21 protein-coding genes and 1 pseudogene are annotated in these 20453 nt (G+C 39.9%); 4 read left to right on the top strand and 18 right to left on the bottom strand.

Annotated features, from left to right (window positions below):
• Positions 1 to 118: 118 nt before the first annotated feature.
• The gene (locus HMPREF2926_RS00540) at positions 119 to 1138 is read left to right on the top strand and encodes a hypothetical protein (RefSeq protein ID WP_070586111.1); all 1020 of its coding nucleotides are present in this window, start codon (positions 119 to 121) and stop codon (positions 1136 to 1138) included.
• A gap of 30 nt (positions 1139 to 1168) precedes the next feature.
• Here the strand turns inward: HMPREF2926_RS00540 and HMPREF2926_RS00535 are convergent, their stop codons facing one another.
• From HMPREF2926_RS00535 to HMPREF2926_RS00525, 3 genes are all read right to left on the bottom strand, one after another.
• On the bottom strand, positions 1169 to 1975 hold the full coding sequence (locus HMPREF2926_RS00535) for a hypothetical protein (RefSeq protein WP_070586110.1): 807 nt from the start codon (positions 1973 to 1975) through the stop codon (positions 1169 to 1171).
• A 48-nt stretch (positions 1976 to 2023) separates the two neighbouring features.
• On the bottom strand, positions 2024 to 2218 hold the full coding sequence (locus HMPREF2926_RS11250) for a hypothetical protein (RefSeq protein WP_083307890.1): 195 nt from the start codon (positions 2216 to 2218) through the stop codon (positions 2024 to 2026).
• Between the two features lie 169 nt (positions 2219 to 2387).
• Entirely contained in the window at positions 2388 to 2954 is a 567-nt protein-coding gene (locus tag HMPREF2926_RS00525) for a hypothetical protein (RefSeq protein WP_070586241.1), read from the bottom strand.
• Positions 2955 to 3310: 356 nt separating this feature from the next.
• Between HMPREF2926_RS00525 and HMPREF2926_RS00520 the strand changes: the two genes are divergently transcribed.
• Genes HMPREF2926_RS00520 through HMPREF2926_RS00510 form a run of 3 tightly spaced genes read left to right on the top strand, consistent with a single transcriptional unit; the run spans position 3311 to position 5639 of the window.
• Positions 3311 to 4114, top strand: coding sequence for a MerR family transcriptional regulator (locus HMPREF2926_RS00520; RefSeq protein ID WP_176745523.1), 804 nt, complete (start codon positions 3311 to 3313; stop codon positions 4112 to 4114).
• Positions 4111 to 4926, top strand: a complete 816-nt coding sequence (locus tag HMPREF2926_RS00515; protein ID WP_070586108.1) for an ABC transporter ATP-binding protein — start codon at positions 4111 to 4113, stop codon at positions 4924 to 4926. The genes HMPREF2926_RS00520 and HMPREF2926_RS00515 overlap by 4 nt, the downstream gene beginning before the upstream one ends.
• Positions 4923 to 5639 carry an ABC transporter permease gene (locus HMPREF2926_RS00510; RefSeq protein WP_070586107.1) on the top strand — a complete coding sequence of 239 codons (717 nt, stop codon included), beginning with the start codon at positions 4923 to 4925 and terminating at the stop codon, positions 5637 to 5639. Before HMPREF2926_RS00515 ends, HMPREF2926_RS00510 begins: the two co-directional genes overlap by 4 nt.
• A 104-nt stretch (positions 5640 to 5743) precedes the next feature.
• Here the strand turns inward: HMPREF2926_RS00510 and HMPREF2926_RS00505 are convergent, their stop codons facing one another.
• The 15 genes and pseudogenes from HMPREF2926_RS00505 to aroA form a co-directional block, all read right to left on the bottom strand.
• Entirely contained in the window at positions 5744 to 6598 is an 855-nt protein-coding gene (locus tag HMPREF2926_RS00505; RefSeq protein ID WP_070586106.1) for an ADP-ribosylglycohydrolase family protein, read from the bottom strand.
• Positions 6599 to 6619: 21 nt separating this feature from the next.
• Positions 6620 to 7405, bottom strand: a complete 786-nt coding sequence (locus HMPREF2926_RS00500; RefSeq protein ID WP_070586105.1) for an alpha/beta fold hydrolase — start codon at positions 7403 to 7405, stop codon at positions 6620 to 6622.
• A 165-nt stretch (positions 7406 to 7570) separates the two neighbouring features.
• A complete protein-coding gene (locus tag HMPREF2926_RS00495; RefSeq protein ID WP_023917873.1) occupies positions 7571 to 8644 on the bottom strand; it encodes a hypothetical protein in 1074 nt (357 codons plus the stop codon).
• Between the two features lie 395 nt (positions 8645 to 9039).
• Positions 9040 to 9330: pseudogene (locus HMPREF2926_RS00490) on the bottom strand (alpha-amylase family glycosyl hydrolase); the annotation flags it as partial.
• Positions 9331 to 9358: 28 nt separating this feature from the next.
• A complete protein-coding gene (locus HMPREF2926_RS00485; protein WP_003003528.1) occupies positions 9359 to 9679 on the bottom strand; it encodes a PTS sugar transporter subunit IIA in 321 nt (106 codons plus the stop codon).
• A 13-nt stretch (positions 9680 to 9692) separates the two neighbouring features.
• Positions 9693 to 11006, bottom strand: coding sequence for a PTS sugar transporter subunit IIC (locus HMPREF2926_RS00480; protein ID WP_003003586.1), 1314 nt, complete (start codon positions 11004 to 11006; stop codon positions 9693 to 9695).
• A 10-nt stretch (positions 11007 to 11016) separates the two neighbouring features.
• On the bottom strand, positions 11017 to 11319 hold the full coding sequence (locus HMPREF2926_RS00475; protein WP_003003699.1) for a PTS sugar transporter subunit IIB: 303 nt from the start codon (positions 11317 to 11319) through the stop codon (positions 11017 to 11019).
• 12 nt (positions 11320 to 11331) lie between these two features.
• Positions 11332 to 12762, bottom strand: a complete 1431-nt coding sequence (locus HMPREF2926_RS00470) for a 6-phospho-beta-glucosidase (RefSeq protein ID WP_003003486.1) — start codon at positions 12760 to 12762, stop codon at positions 11332 to 11334.
• A 148-nt stretch (positions 12763 to 12910) separates the two neighbouring features.
• The gene (locus HMPREF2926_RS00465) at positions 12911 to 13663 is read right to left on the bottom strand and encodes a MurR/RpiR family transcriptional regulator (protein ID WP_003014478.1); all 753 of its coding nucleotides are present in this window, start codon (positions 13661 to 13663) and stop codon (positions 12911 to 12913) included.
• An 8-nt stretch (positions 13664 to 13671) separates the two neighbouring features.
• Positions 13672 to 14394 (bottom strand): MurR/RpiR family transcriptional regulator, encoded by a 723-nt coding sequence (locus tag HMPREF2926_RS00460; protein WP_003014472.1) that lies wholly within the window; start codon positions 14392 to 14394, stop codon positions 13672 to 13674.
• 608 nt (positions 14395 to 15002) lie between these two features.
• On the bottom strand, positions 15003 to 16361 hold the full coding sequence (gene rlmD, locus HMPREF2926_RS00455; RefSeq protein WP_070586104.1) for a 23S rRNA (uracil(1939)-C(5))-methyltransferase RlmD: 1359 nt from the start codon (positions 16359 to 16361) through the stop codon (positions 15003 to 15005).
• 62 nt (positions 16362 to 16423) lie between these two features.
• On the bottom strand, positions 16424 to 17737 hold the full coding sequence (locus tag HMPREF2926_RS00450) for an LCP family protein (RefSeq protein ID WP_070586103.1): 1314 nt from the start codon (positions 17735 to 17737) through the stop codon (positions 16424 to 16426).
• Positions 17734 to 18588, bottom strand: a complete 855-nt coding sequence (gene pheA, locus HMPREF2926_RS00445) for a prephenate dehydratase (RefSeq protein ID WP_070586102.1) — start codon at positions 18586 to 18588, stop codon at positions 17734 to 17736. Before pheA ends, HMPREF2926_RS00450 begins: the two co-directional genes overlap by 4 nt.
• Positions 18579 to 19064: a shikimate kinase gene (locus HMPREF2926_RS00440; RefSeq protein WP_070586101.1), complete on the bottom strand. Its 486-nt coding sequence runs from the start codon at positions 19062 to 19064 to the stop codon at positions 18579 to 18581. Before HMPREF2926_RS00440 ends, pheA begins: the two co-directional genes overlap by 10 nt.
• Positions 19057 to 20340, bottom strand: a complete 1284-nt coding sequence (aroA, locus tag HMPREF2926_RS00435) for a 3-phosphoshikimate 1-carboxyvinyltransferase (RefSeq protein WP_070586100.1) — start codon at positions 20338 to 20340, stop codon at positions 19057 to 19059. The genes HMPREF2926_RS00440 and aroA overlap by 8 nt, the downstream gene beginning before the upstream one ends.
• Positions 20341 to 20453 lie beyond the last annotated feature (113 nt).

Here is a 20453-nt window from a genome sequence, read left to right as displayed (position 1 = left end):
ATTTTTCTCCTTTGAATCTTGTAGGATAATACTGATATTTCTAGCTCTATTTCTATAGAAAATGCTATAATGGAGCTAAGAAATTGTTTTATTGAATGTTAAATAAAGGGAAATAGTAATGTTCACTAGTATTGTTTTGGGTTTTTATGCTCTTTTCTTTCTATCCTTATCCTTTACTATCTACCTCTATATCAGACTTGTAGTTGCGGTTAAAAAAGGCAAAGACATTCCCAAATGGATTTACAAACTTGGCCATGCTGTTCAAGGAAGAATTCACGTTGACTATGAAGAAATCACTGATGCTAATGCCCTTAAAGAGATTCATTGGTTCTTGCTGATCTATTTAATCGTAAATCTACTCGTATTGGCTGTCCTCTACTATCATAGTAATAGCTTTCCTCAAGCCATTTATGAATGTTTGAAAAAACAATTTTTCATCGTACTTGTTAGTATGGTTTTAAAAAGTATTGGTAAATTTGTTGTACTGGCTATAAGCAAAAACTTTCATAACAGTCATGTCTATGCATCAACCAACGCTGTTATCGGGACAGCTTTTTTAACAAGTTATGTTTTTATGTTCTGCATGATGATGAGTGGTCTTCCAGCTCAACCAGTTCCCGTAACCATTCAAGATACCACTGTCATCATCGGTGAAACCAAGGCTTCCGAGCTTTTAGACCAAGGCTATACCTTTGGAGATAAAGGCGCAGAGAGTTCCATCACCAATCCCAAAAACGACCACTTCTACTACGGTCAGCTTCTTGAAGTCAAGCGGGATGATCAGTCCTGTGGCTTTATGAGCCTTACTCCTACGGGAAGAGATACTGATCAACTCAAAAACTGCGTCATCACCTATTACAGAACACCTAAGGATAGCAAGCAACTAGAAAAAATTTCCATCAATCATGTCAAGCTAGCAAATCTCAAGCTCCAAGATTTTCAAACACGAAAATTAATCGATATCTTTGAAGTCAATCCAGCTGATTATAACGTCTCTGATAAAGATACCAACTTTATCCTAACCATCCAAACAGCAGATTACGACCTCTGGAAAAGATACCGGATTGAATCCAAGTTCAATTCAGATGGTTCGATTGATAGCTATGGAGTCAGAGCCCAGCATAGCATGTGGGAATGATTCACCATTTCCCCCTTTATCACATAAGTATTAAACTGGAAAAATATCGTCGACAAGTTTATAGGTTTCGATGAATCGAAGGCCAGAGGAACCTTTATCTCTAGTGATTTCTTCATAAATATCTTCTAAATTTTGGGCAGGTGCCAACATCCAAAGACTAAAAGGTCTAAGTTTCACCTGTCCAATTTTTTCAATATTTTCTAATAATTGCCCTAAATCTTTGTGATTGAACCAGCAATCTGTAACGAGAGCAAACTTTGTATTGTCCATCTTACAGGAGATTTGACTGGTCAAAAAATCATCGATGGAGGGCTTTTTGGTTTGTAAGAGGCGTGTGCAAGCCAAATGATACTCAAGCTTTCTAGGACTCTGCTCCACCATAGATACAAAGACAAGACCATACTCATCTTGGAACTTAACAGTAAGGAGATCTCCTTCTTCAAAATAAGGTTTACGTTTAGTTTTGGCTTTAGTGACCTTTAGAGGTCTAGGATTTTCAGTTTGCAAATGGATAGCAAGATTATCCAAGACTTTTTGCCTTTGCTTCAAAGCCTTTGAATCTATTTCCAACCAAAATGGATCAGCCCCTTTTTTGATAAGCTCCAAGGTTTTATCTCTGATATCGTCTGTCAGGTGACCAATCTTCCACAGTGAGTAGGCAAGAGCAGTCCAATAAATTTCTGTAAAAAAGTCTGTTTGACAGTAATCTTTCTCCGCATCGAGGATATCCTTGATAATATTGGCTACATGATCACCATCTCTATAGCGACCAACTACCTCATTGTAAATGTCATACCCTTGATCACTGTCAATGATTTTAACGCCATCAATTGCCATTCTCAACTCCTAATGCTCAATCGACATCTTATTGATAAATCTCAAAGCTTATTTAATCTTATGCTTGTTCATTTTCTCTTGGAAAATATCTGTAAGAATTTGTTGCAATTCTTGAGCTTCCTTTTCAGGAAGTTGGCCTTCTTGTTCAGCTACTGCATACAACTCCGGATACTCGAGCGATACTCTCTTAACAGTATGTGTAATAGCATGTTTTCTAACAAAAAATGGAATCCGTTTAATCATATCTTGAGGAATTAATGCGATAATCTTATTTTACAAGATAGGTTTTCCTGATTTCCATTTTTATGATAGATATTTCTCCTTAAGAAGCTAGATAGTGCTAGATGTTTCTCTTTACTGCTCAATCCGTCTACTCAAGCAGTGGCATAAACTCACAAAGAACTTTGTTTGACTATTGAATATCTTCCATCGCTTCTTTCACATATTCTTCGACATCTTCAATCTCTACAAACAGCGGGTCTAAGTGGCATAAGAAGTGCCAATCTTCGGTGCCGCATTTTCTGTAGAGAATCGCTTCGCCGTCTTCACTTCCGAAAAAGCTTCTGTCAACTTCATACCCTTTGTTTTCTAGGAATATTTTTGCCTTGCGGAAGTTTGCTTCTCGTGCTTCGACATAAGCTTTCACTTCATCGTTATTCACGACATATGCATCTACTTTTGTAGCTCCTTCGATCATTTTATCGTTTTTAACGGATAGATTCGAAATTTCTTTCCAAATAATGTCCACATTTTCCTCAGAATTAAACGAAAATCTAGATAAAGGGACAATATTTCCATTGAAGACAATCTCCATATAATCCGGTAGATTTTTTGGATTAAAATACTCCACATCAAAACTATCTTCTTTTTCTAAAGTATATCCCGGGATTTGCGCTACAAAGGCTCTTCCCTCTTCTAAAGAATCAAACACGACTAAATCTTTTGAATAATTGTTTTGGTAAAATTCTAATAGATACATCATTAATCCTTTCAATATTTAGATAGAAGATAGTTTTTTAGCAAACTAATATACTCAACACGTGAGGATAGAGATTCAAGCATTCTTTTTACTAAATAGGATTGATTGCTAAAAATTTCACCAGCTTACCTCCTCTTGTCTCATCCTCAATTATAACACGTTTCCACTCACATATCAGATATTTATTATTGGACCAAATAACCTTTTGAAATAGAAAACAAGCTCACCAATTCATCAAGTCTATATTTTTTATGAGATTCTTCATTAATGCTAAAAGATTTACAGTTTAAATTTTATTAAAACTCCTTGTTTATGACCTTACGTCATGATGTATAATAGGTATGAGGAGGTGGGTAATGATGGCTAAATATAGAGCAATTCCGGAAGGATTTATGACAGTGGGGGAACTTGCTAAGAAAATGGGCATTACCATCCGTACTCTACAATATTACGATAAAGAGGGGCTACTTTCCCCATCGGCAGAAAGTGAGGGAGGTCGCAGGCTTTATACCGATAAAGATATAGTGCTACTCCATCAGATTCTATCATTAAAATCATTAGGCTTTTCTCTCAAGGATATAAAGGGGCGTTTGATCTCTTTGAAAACACCTGATGATGTTGCCAATGCTCTTACAGAGCAAGCAGATATTCTTCGTAAAAATATTGAACAACTTAAGGATTCTTTAGTCGCAATAGAGCAGTTAAAGGCAGAAGTTTTACAAATACAGACGGTTAATTTTAAGAAGTATGCAGACATTATTGTCAATCTACAGATGAAGAATGACTCCTACTCTCTCATTAAGCGCTTTGATGATGATACGCTCGACCAGATACGCAGTCGATTTGACAAGAAAAGCGGGCAAGATTTTATGGATAGGTTGAACCGCCTAAGTGATCAAATCGTGGAGCTTCAGAAAGAAAACGTACCAGCTGAAAGCGAACAATGCCAACAGGTTGTGCAAGAATACTGGAGCTTGATTATGGAGTTTACAAATGGTGATATGAGCATGCTTCCGAAGTTGATGGAGATAGGGAATATCGATACCGCCTCAAACGCTTGGGAAGAAAAGCAAAAAATCGTTAATGATTATTTAGGGCCTGCTTTACAAGTCTATTTTTCAAGGCTTGGAACAAATCCCTTTGAGGAGGTAGAACCATGAAAGACGCAATAGAGGTTTCTGGATTAAAGAAAAGTTATGGTAGCAATATGGTTCTTAGAGGTCTCGATTTTCAAATCAAACAAGGAGAAATCTTTGCTCTGCTCGGAGTGAATGGAGCTGGTAAAACAACAACGCTTGAATGTATCGAAGGTCTGAGAAAATATGACGGAGGCACTATCGTTGTAAACGGGAAAACCGGAATTCAACTACAGTCCTCCTCTCTACCCGCCCACATCAAACCAATGGAAGCCATAAAGATATTTGCAAAATGGAATCATACATACATTGATGATGCTATGATAAAGGCCCTTGGCATAAAAGAAATTGAAGAGTCGCAATACATAGAATTATCCACTGGGCAAAAAAGAAGATTACATCTTGCTCTTGCACTTATCAGTAATCCAGATATTATTTTTCTCGATGAACCGACGGCGGGACTTGATGTTGAAGGAAGACTGTCCCTCCATGAACAAATCCGAAAGCTCAAATCACAGGGCAAGACAATTGTTTTGGCAAGCCACGATATGGCCGAAGTTGAAACCTTATGTGACCGCATTGCTATTTTGAATAGTGGAAAGATCGTATTTTGTGGTACTCCTTCAGAACTGACAGACAGGTTGGGAAGAAAATATTTCATTCATTTAAAGACCCGGGACGGAGAGGAATCTTTTGAAACAGATACGATCGAGGACACTTTGATTTCATTATTGGAAGAATGCAAACAGAAAAATATCCAGATATTGGATATCAAGGTTGATCGTGGCACACTGGAGCAGCATTTCATCGAAATGGCAAGGAGGGGTTTGGAATGACTGGGTTTTTATATAGCCTAACATTACAGTGGAAATTGGACATACGAAGTAAGTCTCTCTTGGTTACTTACTATATTGTACCGCTTATTTTCTTTCTTCTCATGGGTGGTATTTTTACTTCCGTTATGCCTGAAATGGATAGCACACTTATACAGTCAATGATTGTCATGAGTGTTTCAATGGGATCCTTTCTCGGTTTACCGCCTTCCTTGATTGAAATATACGGAAGCGACATAAAAAAGATTTATAAAGCAAATGGTGTGCCTATTCATTTAGGATTGGTGACAATGGTCCTCTCTGCCTTTGTTCATTTGATGATTACCTGCATGGCGATCCTACTACTTGCTCCAATTTTATTTAAAGCAAATCTACCAAGTCAATTTCCCTTATTCTTTCTCGCGCTTGCCATCTACATTTTTGTATCGTTGAGTATCGGAAGTATACTGGGTCTTACTGTTAATAATCAAGCAAAGCTGACCATGATAGCACAACTTATCTTTTTACCATCAATTATGCTCTCAGGAATCATGTTTCCCATCACCTTACTGCCTGATTTTCTCCAAGTAATAGGGCGTCTTTTCCCCGCTTCTTGGGGATTCCGATTGATGGTCGATTATGGTTTTGGTCTTGAAAACCTTTGGTATCTGATTCTTGTATCCTGTATCTCAGTAATGACTTGTATCCTCCTCTTGAATCAGCAAAAATCTAACTAGGTGCCTGAATAAATCCATGGCAACATTAACTTTTAAGCAAAAGCGACGAGATTGTTACTTATCCCGTCGCTTTAGTGTTTTTGATTGTCTTTATCTAATCTCTGTTATGTTATTGAAACTTCTTGCTCCCATCGGCTAAGCACATCTTTTAAAGGCTCATCTAAATAGGTATAGGCTTTATCCTTAATCCAATCAGGGATACCATATGCGGCCTCTGCTATACTCCCGGTGATGGCAGCAAGAGTATCACTATCCCCACCAAGAGAGATGGCATTTCGAATAGCATCTTCAAAATCTGTACTTTCAAGAAAAGCAATGATGGCTTGAGGTACCGTATCCTGACAGGTTTCGTTGAAATGATAATTAGGACGAATGTCATCGAGTGATTGAGAAAGGTTATATCCGTACTCTTTCTCTATGTATTCCTTGATGCGTCTCTTACATTCTGCCGGATCATCATTGATTGGTTGCTCGTGGTCGCCACAGTAGCCTCCAAAGTAATAACGACACAAAAAGATAGCATCAGACGTCGCCATAGCTCCTTTGACACCCTCTGGATGGTTATGAGTCACCTCTGCAGAAATTCTCACAAGATTTCTACTAGATGGCCAAGTACCTGTTCTTGCACAGAAACCACAATCCATCACCCAAGCACAAGGAGAAACACGCATGGCAGAACCATTGCCAAAGCTATTATAAGGGGAACAATCATTGCTTTGAATCCATGTATTAAACCTAGGCCCGTACCCAGCATCAGGATACATCCTACCATATTTCTTCATGGCATCAATAAAGTTATTCTTCTGACCACCGTTCATGATGGCTTCAGCAACAGCACATGTCATAACCGTATCGTCCGTGAAAAAACAATCCTCACGAAATAATGGAAAGTCTTTCGATTTAATATTGCCCCATTCGTAAACAGAACCTACAATGTCTCCTACTATTGCTCCTAACATAAGATTCCTCCTTACAGCATATCAGATTTCCAATGGATCACTCTTTAAAAACGGCTCAACCAAATCAATCCACTCTTGAGGCAGGTAAGCTGATAAATAGCCATGGTTATAGCCCTTTGCTTCATACAGGATCGTGTTGGGATGTAGCTGCTGAAATAATTTCGCCGATGCTTTCACACAGTTCAATTCTTTTTCACCATAGATATACAGAACCTGGGCCTTGCTAGCAGAAATTGTGTCCTTCAACTTGTAACGCCCCATATAGGTTTTGTAAATGGTCACCAATGTTTTGATAGGTGTCCTTGGCAGATCCTCTAGATAATAAGCTTTTATTTCCTCTGGATAAGCCAGTTTAGGATAGAGTTTGGTCATCATGCTTAATTGAAGTTTGCAAGAGAATTTACTGAACATCAGTTTACCAAATAGAGCTACTAGAAAGATGCTGATTTTAGCTAAGCCCGGTTGAGGAATACAGAGGCTTCCGTCTATGATGGCTTTCTCAGCTATATTGCTGTCTATTGACAAAAGCTCCATAGCAATTTGACCACCAAGTGAAACACCACCGATCGCAAACAACTTCCCACCACAGTTTGCTTTGACATAGTCTAGGATCTCCAAAGCAGAATCTTCAGTAGAAACATAATCGAGTTGATATTCTTCGCCGTGGCCATTCAAAGTGGGTAGAATAACACGGTAGTCTTTTGATAAGATCCGTGCTTGACGAAGATAATTCCACCAAGAACTACCACCGCCATGTATCAGTAAGATAGGAGGCAAATTCCTATCACCAAATTCATGGAATTTCATATTTAAACTCCTTACTGTGGGATTTTCACTAGATACATCCATATTAAATCATTTTGAACAAGCAGTGATACTGCCTCAACATGTGATGCTAGCAAACATCTATATTATCGAACGAAAAGTGACTAGTATGGCTTTGTTATTATATGATTGAACGAATTTATCACTTTAAGAAATGTAAAAACCTACCGATAAGTCTTCATCAGATTCATGTGGTTTCCAAGCTACATTAAAACCGTAGCTATAGCTCCAATCTGGATGCCAGTCCTTATAATATGGGACACGACTGTATTTGCCAAGTGTCACTTCATCCTCCTCTGATGATTCCTGACAGGTTATCCCAAACTGGATACCATCAAGTTCCCAGTAATTTCCCCAAACATATTCATAAGAAATGACATCAACCCAGCGGGAAGCGTCAATCTCAAAGTCGGTACATAACTTTAACGATTGGAAAGTACTATAGTGCATATTGTAAGGTTTGATATGTATAGCGCAGTCAACGTGATACTTTTCATAATTGGTATTCAATAGGATAACCTTCATTGGAATGGGAACGCCATTCAGTTCCAACCACCAGTATCCAAGTTTATTGTGCAAAATATCAAAATATTCGTCTGTTGCTACTGATTTAGAAAAATCATTTATTTGCAAACATCGACCTGACCTTAATAATTCAGCTGCAATCTCTCTTGCTTTCCCTTTATCAAAATCAGAGTAACGCTTAATCACACGCTTTAACTTGTCAATTGGATATGAGATGTCTTTTTGCGAAGCCTGATATATCTTCACAACATGAGCAATCTTTTCAACGTCGTTGATTCCAACAGGTACAACCACAAAATGGTCTTCCCTGATTGATTCATCCTCACAAATATAGATGTATTCCTCACCAAACTCTGAAAAAGTGACTGATGCAACTCTGTAAACTATATCTGATGAATTTGAATCAGTTTCTTGATCAGATAGCTCCTTCTCTTTACTATCTAAATCTATCCACTTATAGAAAGTATAACGATTTGGATTCTCATCCTCACCGAATACCATCAAGCTATGACAATTTGGACATTGCCAAGCATAGTACGAAGCATCAGTAATATCATAATAATCAATCTTATTATTTTCATCTGCGGTATCCGTTATCTCTTCCCATAACTCATCCGAGAATACCGAAAAAGCATTCGGGTCTGGAGCAGCATGGTCATTCATTGGATATCCGCATTGACAAGTCCACTTACCCATAATATAACTCCTACAGCTAGTAACCAATCTTACCGTTTATCGTTTTAGCATATTATACCACGAAACAACACAAAAAACTGCAACCTTTCGATTGCAGTTTCCTACAAGTCAACTTCTCTTCCTTCAAGGAAAGTTACAGGAATCTGCCCACTTCCTGAGATTGTGATGTTGTCGAGAAATTGGCACATGATATTCCTGTCAAAATAACTACTCAACTTGACCAAAATCCTATCCAGTTTACCATCTCTACAATCCTATATCAGTCGGTAAAAGGCATCACCACACTATGCAGTTCTCTGTTACCGTATCGTTTCGTCTGTTTCCCTCCTCATTCTATGAGACCTATACCCCATGATACCTTCTCGACCTTCGGTTTCACCTTGTCGCATGGGCGGATCATCTTTCTTTTCTAGGAAATCAAGGAAATAAGGCGACTTGGCTGAGATATGGTTAATCATGAAATCAAACATGAGATAGTAGTCTTGACTGAGTGCCTCAATATCGCTCCAATCTCCAAAACCCTCATCAACCTTGGTATAGTCCACGGGTGCAAACCCGCGGTCGCCTGACGATGGAAAGAAGGGAAGAATGTGGACACCACCGACCACATCTTTCAAAGGGCCTTCTAAGACCTGCTTCAAGTCTTTCAGATTTTTTCCAAGACTGTCTGAATAGGTAATTAACATTGCTTAATTTTTACTTTCATAACTTGCTCTATTTACCTTCCTCAAAGCGTTTATAGACTGCTATAAATTCCTCAGCAATCGTTCGAAAACCTTCTGCACTCAATAACTGATCCTCAGCGTGCATCAGAATTAGACCTGTTTGGTTTAATTCCCCATTCATTTCTTTTGTCAAAAGTGAGTGGTGAGCATTGTGTCCCTGTACAAATGCTTCTTCGCCTTGTTTAATTCTATCTTTAGCCTGCTCAAATTCACCCTGCTTAGCCAATTGAATAGCATCGATGTACATAGATTTTGCTGTTCCTACATAGGTGATAATTTGAAAACACACTTCGAGTACTTTTTCGTCCATTTTAATGCCTCTCTTACCAATCTTCGTCTTCTAAATCGCTTGTTTCTTGTATTTCAGCTTGTAAAGCTTGTTTATCCATCTGTTTAATAAACGGATAATAAACAAAGAAAGACATAACCAAAATAAGTGTTTGCAACAAGGCTGTTTTCCAACCACCGATGATAAATCCTGAAATAATTGGAGGACAAGTCCACGGAACTTGAACGGCACCATACATAGGTGTCAGTCCAAAATAAATCGCTGAATACTGGATGATACAAGATAAAATAGGCGTTAATATAAAGGGAATTGCTAAAACTGGATTCATTACAATCGGCAAACCAAAGAGCACCGGCTCATTGATATTAAAGATGGCTGGAACCATTTCAAGACGTCCAAGAATTTTTAGTTGTTTTGATTTTGCAAATGCAACCATGTAAACTACCAAACCAATCGTAATCCCGGCACCTGTAACATTGATAAATTGATCAAAAAATTGAATCGTCACAATATGACCACCATTGGCTAGATTTAATTCAAGGCCCTTATCTAAAATGGCTTGGTTTTCCAAAGCATTCGCCTGTAGCAAGCCACTCATGATGCCACCAACTACAGTTGAGCCGTGCACCCCAAACATCCATAAGAATGGTACAAGGAAACACATAAGCACCGCACCAAACAATGAGTCAGTCAAGCCTTGCATTGGTGTTTGAATAAGATTATAAATCACTTCAATCGTTGTGACCTTAAACAATTGTTCAACAAGTCCGACAAAGATCGTTGCCGCTGTGATGATAACAGTAGCAGGAATCAAGGCTGAAAATGCGTTGGCTACACCAGTTGGTACGCCATCTGGCATTTTGATTTTGATATTTTTCTTCAAAAACCAAGAATAGCTTGCTCCTACAATCAAACCAACGATAATGGCACCAATCATCCCTTTCCCGGAAGTCCAATCCTTCAGAATAATGTTACCAACTACATCCCCATTTTTAGAAATCAAACTGGAGGGCTGGATTAGCAAGAAAACTGCTAAGGCAATGACACCTGCCCCAAGCGGCTCCTGTTTTTCTAGCTTAGCATAGGTATACGCAATCCCAATGACTGTTACAATCGCACTGATATTAAAGGTCGCACCAATTGCTTGATTGAGAACAGGGGTAATACCACTAGTTTCTAACATCGTTGCTAGAGCTGGAACTGGAAAATTGGCCAAGATAAGAAAGATGGAGCCAACAATCAACAATGGCATAGAGAAAACAATACCATCTTTTATCGCTGTTACACCTTTGGTATTGACAAAGGCCATCATCCGATCAACAAACTTTTTAATTAGTTTATCCTTCATCATCTTCTCCTTATTTTTTCATCATGTAAGCTTGTTTAAGAACTGCCATACCGTTTACAGTGCCATAATCAGCCATTGCAATCACTTCTACAGGAACATTGTGAGAAGCACAAATTTCTTTTGCTTTTTCAAGTTGGAAACCAACCTGTGGGCCTAATAGAGCCACATCAATATCTCCAACTCTTTGTTCCAATTCACTGATGGAATAAGCTGCAATTGTTGCATCTTTCCCTTTTTTCTGAGCCGCTTCTTTCATACGCTCAACCAAAATACTTGTTGACATACCTGCTGCACAAAACAATCCAATATTCATTTTAATTACTCCTTATAATTCGTTTCCATTTGATGTAATCACTTTTTGATACCATGTAAAGGAATCTTTCTTCATTCGTTGCAAAGTTCCTTCGCCATTATTATTCTTATCGACATAGATAAAGCCATAACGCTTCTCCATTTCACCTGTACCAGCACTAACAATATCGATACAGCCCCAAGGGGTATAACCAATGACATTTACGCCATCTTCTTCAATCGCTAACATCATTTGTTCAATGTGTTGTTTGAGGTAATCAATGCGGTAAGAATCATGGATTCCATCAGGCTCTACCTTATCATAAGCACCGAATCCATTTTCAACTATAAAAAGCGGACAGTGATAGCGATCGTATAAAAGATTTAAGCTATAGCGTAATCCCTCAGGGTCAATCTGCCAACCCCAATCGCTTGATTCAATATAGGGATTTTTCTTAGTATAAACATCTTTGAAAAGCTCTTCTGTTTCCTCAGATGCTGTAGCAGTCACTGTATCACTCATATAGTAACTCAAGCCAATATAATCTACACAACCTTCTTTTAGAGTTTCTAGATCTTCTGGTAAAATATCCAGTTTGATATTATTTTTTCGACAAAAGGCCTCGATATAGTAAGGACGCTCTCCAAAAACATGAAGATCTCCATAGTGAAATAAACGATGCTCCATTGCCTTCTGGCTAGCAAGTATATCTTTTGTATCACATGTATTCGGGTAAAATGGTACCATTGCCAGCATACAACCAATTTTGAAATTTTTATTGATTTTCCGACCCAATTGAACAACTTTTGCAGAAGCCACTGACTGATAATGGATAACCTGCTGTAGTACCTCAACTGGATTTTCATCTTCTTGATAAATGACACCAGAATTAGTCCATGAGCACCAAGGAACATTAATTGCACCTTGATTATTGATCTCGTTAAAGGTCATCCAATACTTAACTTTGTCCTTATATCGTTCCATGACGACTTCCGCAAAACGAACAAAGAAATCAATCAACTTGCGATTACGCCAAGCACCATACTTAGTAACTAGATGATAGGGCATTTCAAAGTGACTGAGTGTGATGACCGGTTCAATTTGATGAGCTAGCAGCTGATCAAATAAATCATCATAAAATTTCAACCCTTCTTCGTTAGGTTCTTCTTCATCTCCATTTGGGAAGATACGAGTCCAGGCAATCGAAGTTCGAAAACACTTAAATCCCATCTCAGCGAATAATTGTATATCGTCCTTATAGGTTCTGTAAAAATCTATTGCATCATGATTCGGATAATATTCGTCAGGTAAGACGCCATCAGTAATCTGTCGAGAGTGGCTAGCACTTCCAACCGTCATCACATCGGCTATCGAAATGCCTTTTCCACCTTTATCATACCCTCCTTCAATTTGGTGAGCAGCAACTGCCCCACCCCATAAAAAGCCTTCTGGTATTTTTGCCATTTTACCTATCCTTTCTGTATTTTGTACTAGCGCTATGAACAAGTCTATTTTATAACATACTGTACCTGCTGACAATAGATATTGAGATAGAAAATATATGTACAGTCGAACAATATTTGTTACATAAAAAAAACAAGAGTTTTCACTCCTATTTTTTTAAATAAACTTGGTAACGTAAGGATTCTAAAAAATAGACAACTGGAATCTGAGTGGTCAAATTAGTGGAACGTAGCGAGGAATCTGCGTAGGCAACTGGCATAAAGTAGGATAAATTTATATCCGATAGCTGTGATAAAGTGGAAATATCTGTATTTGTCAGACTAACAATCTTAGCATTTCTTTCTTTGAATCCCTGTACCAGAGTTAGAACTTCTTCTGTCTCACCGCTGACACTTAGAGCAATAACCAAAACATCCTCCAAATTAGAATGATGCAATTTCAGAGAATAAAATGGGTTAGTAATAGCAAAGCTAAGAATACCGATTCCAGAAAAAAGATATGAGCCATATTCTGCCAAACTTAGACTAGTACCCACCCCTAAAAAGATAACTTGTTTGGCTTGAACGATCAAGTCTGCTATCTCTGATAGTTGTTTTTTTAAAGCTTCATCTTGGACACTAGTCTGTAAAAATTGTATTGCTGGAATATCAATAGGAAAGTAGTGACGATGTTTATTTTCCTTATCTTCCGACCTTGACAAGGCATATTTTAAATCATTGTAGCTATCAAATCCCATCTTTTTCGCAAAACGAATGATGGTTGTTGTCGATAGATTTATAGATGTCGATAGCTCTCTGATAGTCATCGTAGCAACTTTATCTCTATGTTGCAATATAAAATTATACACGCTTAATTCACTATTATTTAGCCCTTTTGCTTTATGATAATCAAATAAATTCATAGACACCCTTATGCTTTTGTAGTATATAGTTGTTTCATTAACATTTCAATAATGAGAATAACAGGTACCTGCGTCGTAATATTAAACCCATTTAAAAATAATTGAGGAACATGATAGGTTATGGAGCAATCAGATAGCCTTGACAATGTTGATTCCAATGTATTTGTGATGGCAATAACTGGACAACCTTTTTCCTTTAATTTTTGTACAATTTTCAATGTTTGAGAAGTCTCACCAGATTCGGATAAGGCAATGACACAAGTTTTTTCCATACTGTTTTGTAGCACTGGTTGCCAAGGATCTTCAATACACATACTAAATTTGCCAATATTTGAAAAATAGCGCGCTCCATATCGACCTAAAGTTCCAGAGGAACCAATTCCGACAAAAACAATCTGTTCAACGTTCTTTAAGATTGCCACAGCCTCCATAATCAGCTGCAAAAAAGTATCTTGCTCAGTATAATCAATGAATAGCTTCAAAGAATTATTGTCTTGATTGTTTAAAATAATTTGCTCATTTTTTAAATATTCTTTATAAGCAATCTTAAAATGGCTATATCCATCAAATCCTAGATGCTTGCAAAATCGTTGTACGGTTCCAACTGATACATGTGCAAGTTGGGCCAATTCCTTGATTGTCATAGAGGATATATTTTCATTTTCTAAAATAGTTGTATAAATAGCATTTTCTAAGTCGTTAAAACTTGCTACAACCTCATAACTAAACATATAATCCCTTTTTCTATCTCTATTGATTTGCTTACAATGTAACAAAAAACTAATAACCAAAGTGTTCTACACTAAAATAATGGAGAGCATAATGGCTATAAAACCAAGTCAGCATTAAAATCTATTAGAAAACCAGACGAATCAGATTTGTCTAACGAGACATGGTTAAGAGAAAATACTTTAAAACAGTATTGCCTTATGTTCTAGATTATATCATATTTTTGAGCATACTTTGAGTATTGTTAGTTTATTGACTTAAAAGAAACATAACAAGAGCTTATCTCTATTAAATTGTCTCAATTTCAATCGTCCATTCTGGAGATATGTAAGGTGGGGACGTTTCTATTCCCATAAACTCCTTGTCAATGGAAACAAACACGTACCCACAGGGTAAATGGAAATAGAAACTGATAATTTCTAGCTATCACTTCTATTCATTCCAAAAATTTTCTCACTCTGATACTTCCCCACGCCAATACAAAAAGCCTTGCAATCAAGGCTTTTCAAACTCCCTTGCGTTCAAAGGTTTCTAGGTTTTTACGAGCAGAGCAACACACTCCACGTGATGCGTTTGTGGGACTCAAAAGGTTCGGGGAACCTTTTGAGGATTAACTGCGTTTCACCAACAAGCTCACACACTCGACATGATGCGTCTGCGGAAAAAGATCCACCGGCTGTACTTTCTTCAATTCATAGCCCAACTCTTGGTAGAGTTTGATATCACGCGCCATGGTGGCGACGTTACAGGAGATATAGGCGATGCGGTCAGCGCCTGTTTGGGCGCTGGCTTTGATGAAGCTTTCGGTCAAGCCCTTGCGTGGTGGGTCGACCAGAATGGCGGTTGGTTGGATGCCTTCCTTGAGCCAATTTTTCATAGCATTTTCAGCTGTATCACAGACATAGTGGGCATTGGTGATGCCATTTATACTAGCATTCTTCTGGCTATTCTCCACGGCTTCGGGGATGACTTCTACTCCGTAAACTTCCTTGACATGCTTAGCGACAGATAATCCAATAGTTCCGATTCCTGAGTAGGCATCGATCACCACATCATCTTCTCTTAACTCCGCAAAGTCAATGGCTGTCTGGTAGAGCTTCTCTGCCATTTCGGTATTGACCTGGTAAAAGGCTGGTCCTGAGATTTGGAAGCTATTGCCCAACATTTGGTCCGTAATAAAGTCTTGACCATAAAACGTACGCCATTCTTTCCCAAAAATGGCATTGGTATTCTGGTCATTAATATTTTGCATAACAGATTTGATAGCTGGGAATTGCTTGATCAGCTGCTCGATCAACTGGTCCACACGAAACACCTTAGGACGAGTGGTGACCAAAATGACCATGATTTCTCCAGAATGATGTCCTCGACGAACCACAAGGTTACGAATCAAGCCAGACTGTTCCTTCTCATCATAAGGCTTGAGGTCAAACCGACGAATCAAATCTCGAAGAGCCAAGACCACTTGGTCAATGACGGGATCTTGGATATAAAAGTCTTCAATCGGCATCAAATCATGAGAGTTCTTCCGAAAGAAGCCTGTCTCCACCTGACCATTGACCCGACGAACAGGGACTTGGGCCTTGTTGCGATACTGGACAGGATGGTCCATCCCCAAGGTCAGAGGCACTTCCATATCAGTGATTCCCGCCATCTTGTAGAGGCTATCCTTGACCTGTTTGGCCTTGAATTTCAGTTGCTCCGGATAAGCTAGGTGACCTAAGTCGGCGATTCCGCTTCGTAAATAGGCAAGATCAAGCTCTTCATTACGATGAGGGGATTTTTCTAGGTACTCCTCTACTTTTCCATAGCCAATCTTTTTGTTGACTTTAAGCACGCGCATGCGGATCACTTCTCCTGGTAGGGCATTCTCCACAAAAAAGACCAGGCCATCGACCTTAGCCACTCCTGCTCCTTCGTGGGTCAAATCAACAATCTCAACGGTTACAATTTCATTTTTCTTTAACATGGTGTTCTATCTTTCTACAAATTAAAAGGGGTGGAGTCCAAAACTCCTATCCCCTTATTATATCATCTCAGTCCCATTTGGTACAATTTCTTTTTATAAGCATCGAAATCGACGAGCAAGCCTTGGCCACCATACATATCGTAGGCATCGACCCAATCCCCATTTTCTGGGATGGTCACTCGTTCAATTCCTTTTCCAGCACTACCGACTAGGCCAAGTCCATTGGTCAATAGGAAGGAGAAAGGTACATTGGTAGATGTCATAGCAAAGACTTTCCCGAGGGCTTCTGATCCCGTAAAGAGTTTGGTTGGATCCTTGATCTGGTGCATAATGGCAGACATGACCTCTTGCTGGCGACGAGTCCGGCCAAAATCCCCTTCATCATCCTTACGGAAACGCGAGTAATTGAGAAGGGTCCGGCCATCCATCCGTTGCTTTCCAACCTTGATGGTTTGTTGCGGAACGACACCGTCTTTCATGTTCAAATCGTCTGGAACTTCTACTTCACTGACCTTTTCGCCATCAACCGTTGAAAACTGCGCATTCATCTCGACCCCATTTGGGAAGAGGGTATCGATCGCTGTCGCAAAGGTCTTGAAATCGACCATGGCGTAATATTGGATGTCAATGTCAAAGTTATCTTTGAGCATCTGACGCACCAATTCAGCCCCTTGGTTGTTATTTTGCTCCCCGATAGTGAAGGCTGCATTAAGCTTCTGGTCGTAGTAGCCATCATATTCAGGAATATTTTGCTGGCTGACACCATCGATATGGACCAATGTATCCCGCATGAAGCTGACCATCTTGATCTTGCCTTCTTTGTTATTGACATTGACCACCATGATGGAGTCTGTCCGGGTCTCATCCGATTTCTCACCGATCCGACCATCTGTCCCCAAAATCAGGATATTGACCCCATCTCGCGACTTCTTGCCGTTAAATTTCTCAACGACAGCCGGTTTGGCATCTGGACCTGTCGGCTTGCTGTTGAGGCCTTTCACAAACATGAAGACCATACCACCGATAATGAGCAAGAAAAAGAGAGCAATCCACTTGAGAATCCGTTTGACGCGGATCTTTTTCCGTGGTTTCTTAGGTATATCGCTCGTCGCAGCAACTGCTTTCTTCTTAGACTTTTTGCTACGCGATTGGTAAACAGGGAGAGCCCCAATCGGTTCAGCAATCTCACCTTGCACTTCTTCTGTAGTGTCTACCTCCGGTTGAAGGGCTTCTGCTTCCTCATAAGCTCCTTGGCTCTTCTTGAGCAGGTAATTGTATTCTAGTTGTTCTCGTTCATTCAAATAATGAAAATTTGAGTATAAGTACTCTAATCGCTTTCGCTCATGGTGAGATAGAAAGTTGGATTCGTTACTCATCTTTTCTCCATTCCGTTATCTTTTAAGGTATAGACCTGATACTGACCCAAGACTTTTGTCTGAATGCCCAAACTATCTAATTCTTGATAGGCAAATTGCAGAAGATCAGGCGCTTCGTTTAGGAGGTCAATAATGAAAAAGTATTCTCCTAAAGCTGTTTTTAGGGGGCGACTTTCAATCTTGGTCAGATTGATCCCCCGCCAAGCAAAAGTAGACAAGCCTTTATAGAGGGCTCCTGCCAAGTTACTTGGCAAGGTCAAGGCCAAGCTAACTTTTTGAAGGGCCGGACTTAAAGTTTCTGAGATCGCTGGCTCTTTGGCCCCTAAAATCCAAAAACGTGTATAATTGTCCTCGATTTCTTGGATGTCTTTGGCCTGTACTTCCAAGCCGTACTCACTGGCTGCTGCCAGAGGGGCAATCGCTGCAATTTCCAAGTCCGGATGCTCTGCTACATAGCGAGCCGCATAGGCTGTTGAAGCCGTCATTTCCATGGCCACATCCGGATAATGAGCCCTTAGAAAAGCCTTCCCTTGGGCCAAGGCCTGTGGATGCGAATAGACCGTTCGAATGGGCCGATCTTTTTTAGCCACCAAGAGCTGTTGCTTGATGGGATAGACCACTTCTGCAACGGCCTGAATCGTCCCTTGATGAAAGAGGTAATCAATGGTCTCATGGACACTACCTTCAATCGAGTTTTCAACTGGGACGACTGCAAAATCGATCTCTTGATTCTCATAAGCCTTGATGACATCTGTGATCGTCCGATAGGCGATGCGTTCAGAAGTTGGAAAGCTATGTGTCGCCACATCATGAGTAAAGGATCCCTTGGGACCAAGATAGCCTACAAGCATCGAATGATCTCCGCAATTTCTTCAGGTGTTTTGTCCTCGACATCCACAATATGGGTAGCAATATCCTCATACAAAGGCAAACGTCCTTCAAAAATCTTCTTGAATTCTTCTTTGGTGTGGTTTAAAAAGAGGGGGCGTTGCATAGCTTTGTCATTTTGAATGCGGCTGTACAAGGTTTCAAAATCTACCCGCAGATAAATGTTGTGAGGATTTTTTTCCAAGAGCGCACGGTTATGAGGATTGACCACAATCCCACCTCCAGGGGAAATAATGGCTGCCTCGTTTTCCAACAAACGCTCCAGCATTTCAGCTTCGCGACGACGAAAGGCAGCTTCTCCTTCCACTTCGAAATAGTCATTGATCGACATACCGATCTCTTCAACAATTAATTCATCCATATCATGGAACTTTGGATCAAGAATGCGACCAACGGTCGTTTTACCTGTTCCCATAAAACCAAGTAAAATTTTAGCCATGCAGTAAGGTCTCCAAATCTTCAAAAAAACTAGGGTAACTGGTGTTGATGGCCTCTGCCCGATCCAACACCACATTTCCATCACTCACCAATAAGGTAGCAATGGCAACCATCATACCAATCCGGTGATCTCCAAAGGTCCCTAAGTCTGCTCCATGTAGAGGAGTCGGTCCAGTGATGATCATGCCGTCTTCCGTTGGCACGACATTGGCTCCCATAGCATTGAGGCTATCTGCTACGACCTGGATGCGGTCCGTTTCTTTCACACGAAGCTCCTCAGCATCCGCAATCACGGTCTGGCCATTTGCTTGTGTCGCTAGTAAGGCAATAATCGGCAATTCATCAATCAAGCGTGGAATCAACTCCCCATCAATCCGAATCCCTTTTAAGGACGAAGTCTTGACAGTGAGGCTTGCAGAGAGCGCTTTTTCATCGCGATCCTCCATGGTGAGATCTCCCCCCATTTCTTGAATCACATCGAGAATCCCTGTCCGCGTTTGATTGATGCCCACATTTTCAATCTTGATCGCACTATCTGGCAGAATGAGGCCAGCCACTAACCAAAAGGCTGCACTGGAAATATCTCCAGGAACGATGACTTCTTGACCTTGGAACTCTTGTCCACCTTGGATGCGGATGGTTTTTCCATCCACTTGGATCTCTCCACCAAATTGGCGAATCATATCCTCCGTATGGTCACGCGTCTTTTCCTTCTCGATAATCGTCGATTCACCTTCAGCTTGTAGAGCAGCAAAAATGAGAGCAGACTTGACTTGGGCCGATGCCACTGGCAAACGGTAATGAATCGGTTGAAGCTGATGCGTCCCTTTTTCATGTAAAGGTGGGCAATCGCGATCTCCCTGACCAGCAATCTCTACCCCCATCTGACGCAGTGGTATCGCGACACGATCCATGGGCCGTTTGGAAAGACTGTCGTCTCCGACCATGGTCACTGCAAAATCCTGACCTGCTAGTACACCTGAGATCAAACGAATAGAAGTTCCTGAATTGCCCATATCAAGGGGAGATGTCGGGACTTGAAGACCTTGAAAGCCTACTCCTTGAATCCGAATCACATCCCCGTCATCTTGGATGGAGACTCCTAAATCTCGAAACACCTGGATGGTAGAAAGCACATCTTCGCCTCGCAAGATATCATAGACCTTGGTTTCGCCCTTTGCAAGACTTCCAAAAATAATGGATCGGTGACTGATGGATTTGTCACCAGGGACACGAATGGTTCCCTTTAGACCCTTGCTATTGGTTCTTAATTTCATTGCCATCTCCAGAGTGCTTTTCCACATATTCTATCATAAATAGGACATGAATTCAATTTTTGATCAAAAATTTGGAACAAAAAACGAATGTTTCCAAGAATTTTTTGAGCTTG

It is taken from the genome of Streptococcus sp. HMSC078D09 (genome assembly GCF_001813675.1).
GTDB lineage: Bacteria > Bacillota > Bacilli > Lactobacillales > Streptococcaceae > Streptococcus.
This window is presented reverse-complemented; position numbering and strand designations above follow the sequence as displayed.

Bases quoted from the DNA above. Each gene is read 5' to 3' on its own strand.
- HMPREF2926_RS00470 (WP_003003486.1), bottom strand. From the start codon at position 12,762: ATGGCAAAAATACCAGAAGGCTTTTTATGGGGTGGGGCAGTTGCTGCT.
- HMPREF2926_RS00440 (WP_070586101.1), bottom strand. From the start codon at position 19,064: ATGGCTAAAATTTTACTTGGTTTTATGGGAACAGGTAAAACGACCGTT.
- HMPREF2926_RS00540 (WP_070586111.1), top strand. From the start codon at position 119: ATGTTCACTAGTATTGTTTTGGGTTTTTATGCTCTTTTCTTTCTATCC.
- HMPREF2926_RS00505 (WP_070586106.1), bottom strand. From the start codon at position 6,598: ATGTTAGGAGCAATAGTAGGAGACATTGTAGGTTCTGTTTACGAATGG.
- HMPREF2926_RS00460 (WP_003014472.1), bottom strand. From the start codon at position 14,394: ATGTTTAGTTATGAGGTTGTAGCAAGTTTTAACGACTTAGAAAATGCT.
- HMPREF2926_RS11250 (WP_083307890.1), bottom strand. From the start codon at position 2,218: ATGATTAAACGGATTCCATTTTTTGTTAGAAAACATGCTATTACACAT.
- HMPREF2926_RS00485 (WP_003003528.1), bottom strand. From the start codon at position 9,679: ATGGACGAAAAAGTACTCGAAGTGTGTTTTCAAATTATCACCTATGTA.
- HMPREF2926_RS00450 (WP_070586103.1), bottom strand. From the start codon at position 17,737: ATGAGTAACGAATCCAACTTTCTATCTCACCATGAGCGAAAGCGATTA.
- HMPREF2926_RS00515 (WP_070586108.1), top strand. From the start codon at position 4,111: ATGAAAGACGCAATAGAGGTTTCTGGATTAAAGAAAAGTTATGGTAGC.
- HMPREF2926_RS00480 (WP_003003586.1), bottom strand. From the start codon at position 11,006: ATGAAGGATAAACTAATTAAAAAGTTTGTTGATCGGATGATGGCCTTT.
- HMPREF2926_RS00525 (WP_070586241.1), bottom strand. From the start codon at position 2,954: ATGTATCTATTAGAATTTTACCAAAACAATTATTCAAAAGATTTAGTC.
- aroA (WP_070586100.1), bottom strand. From the start codon at position 20,340: ATGAAATTAAGAACCAATAGCAAGGGTCTAAAGGGAACCATTCGTGTC.
- HMPREF2926_RS00510 (WP_070586107.1), top strand. From the start codon at position 4,923: ATGACTGGGTTTTTATATAGCCTAACATTACAGTGGAAATTGGACATA.
- HMPREF2926_RS00500 (WP_070586105.1), bottom strand. From the start codon at position 7,405: ATGAAATTCCATGAATTTGGTGATAGGAATTTGCCTCCTATCTTACTG.
- HMPREF2926_RS00465 (WP_003014478.1), bottom strand. From the start codon at position 13,663: ATGAATTTATTTGATTATCATAAAGCAAAAGGGCTAAATAATAGTGAA.
- HMPREF2926_RS00495 (WP_023917873.1), bottom strand. From the start codon at position 8,644: ATGGGTAAGTGGACTTGTCAATGCGGATATCCAATGAATGACCATGCT.
- HMPREF2926_RS00475 (WP_003003699.1), bottom strand. From the start codon at position 11,319: ATGAATATTGGATTGTTTTGTGCAGCAGGTATGTCAACAAGTATTTTG.
- rlmD (WP_070586104.1), bottom strand. From the start codon at position 16,361: ATGTTAAAGAAAAATGAAATTGTAACCGTTGAGATTGTTGATTTGACC.
- HMPREF2926_RS00535 (WP_070586110.1), bottom strand. From the start codon at position 1,975: ATGGCAATTGATGGCGTTAAAATCATTGACAGTGATCAAGGGTATGAC.
- HMPREF2926_RS00520 (WP_176745523.1), top strand. From the start codon at position 3,311: ATGATGGCTAAATATAGAGCAATTCCGGAAGGATTTATGACAGTGGGG.
- pheA (WP_070586102.1), bottom strand. From the start codon at position 18,588: ATGCTTGTAGGCTATCTTGGTCCCAAGGGATCCTTTACTCATGATGTG.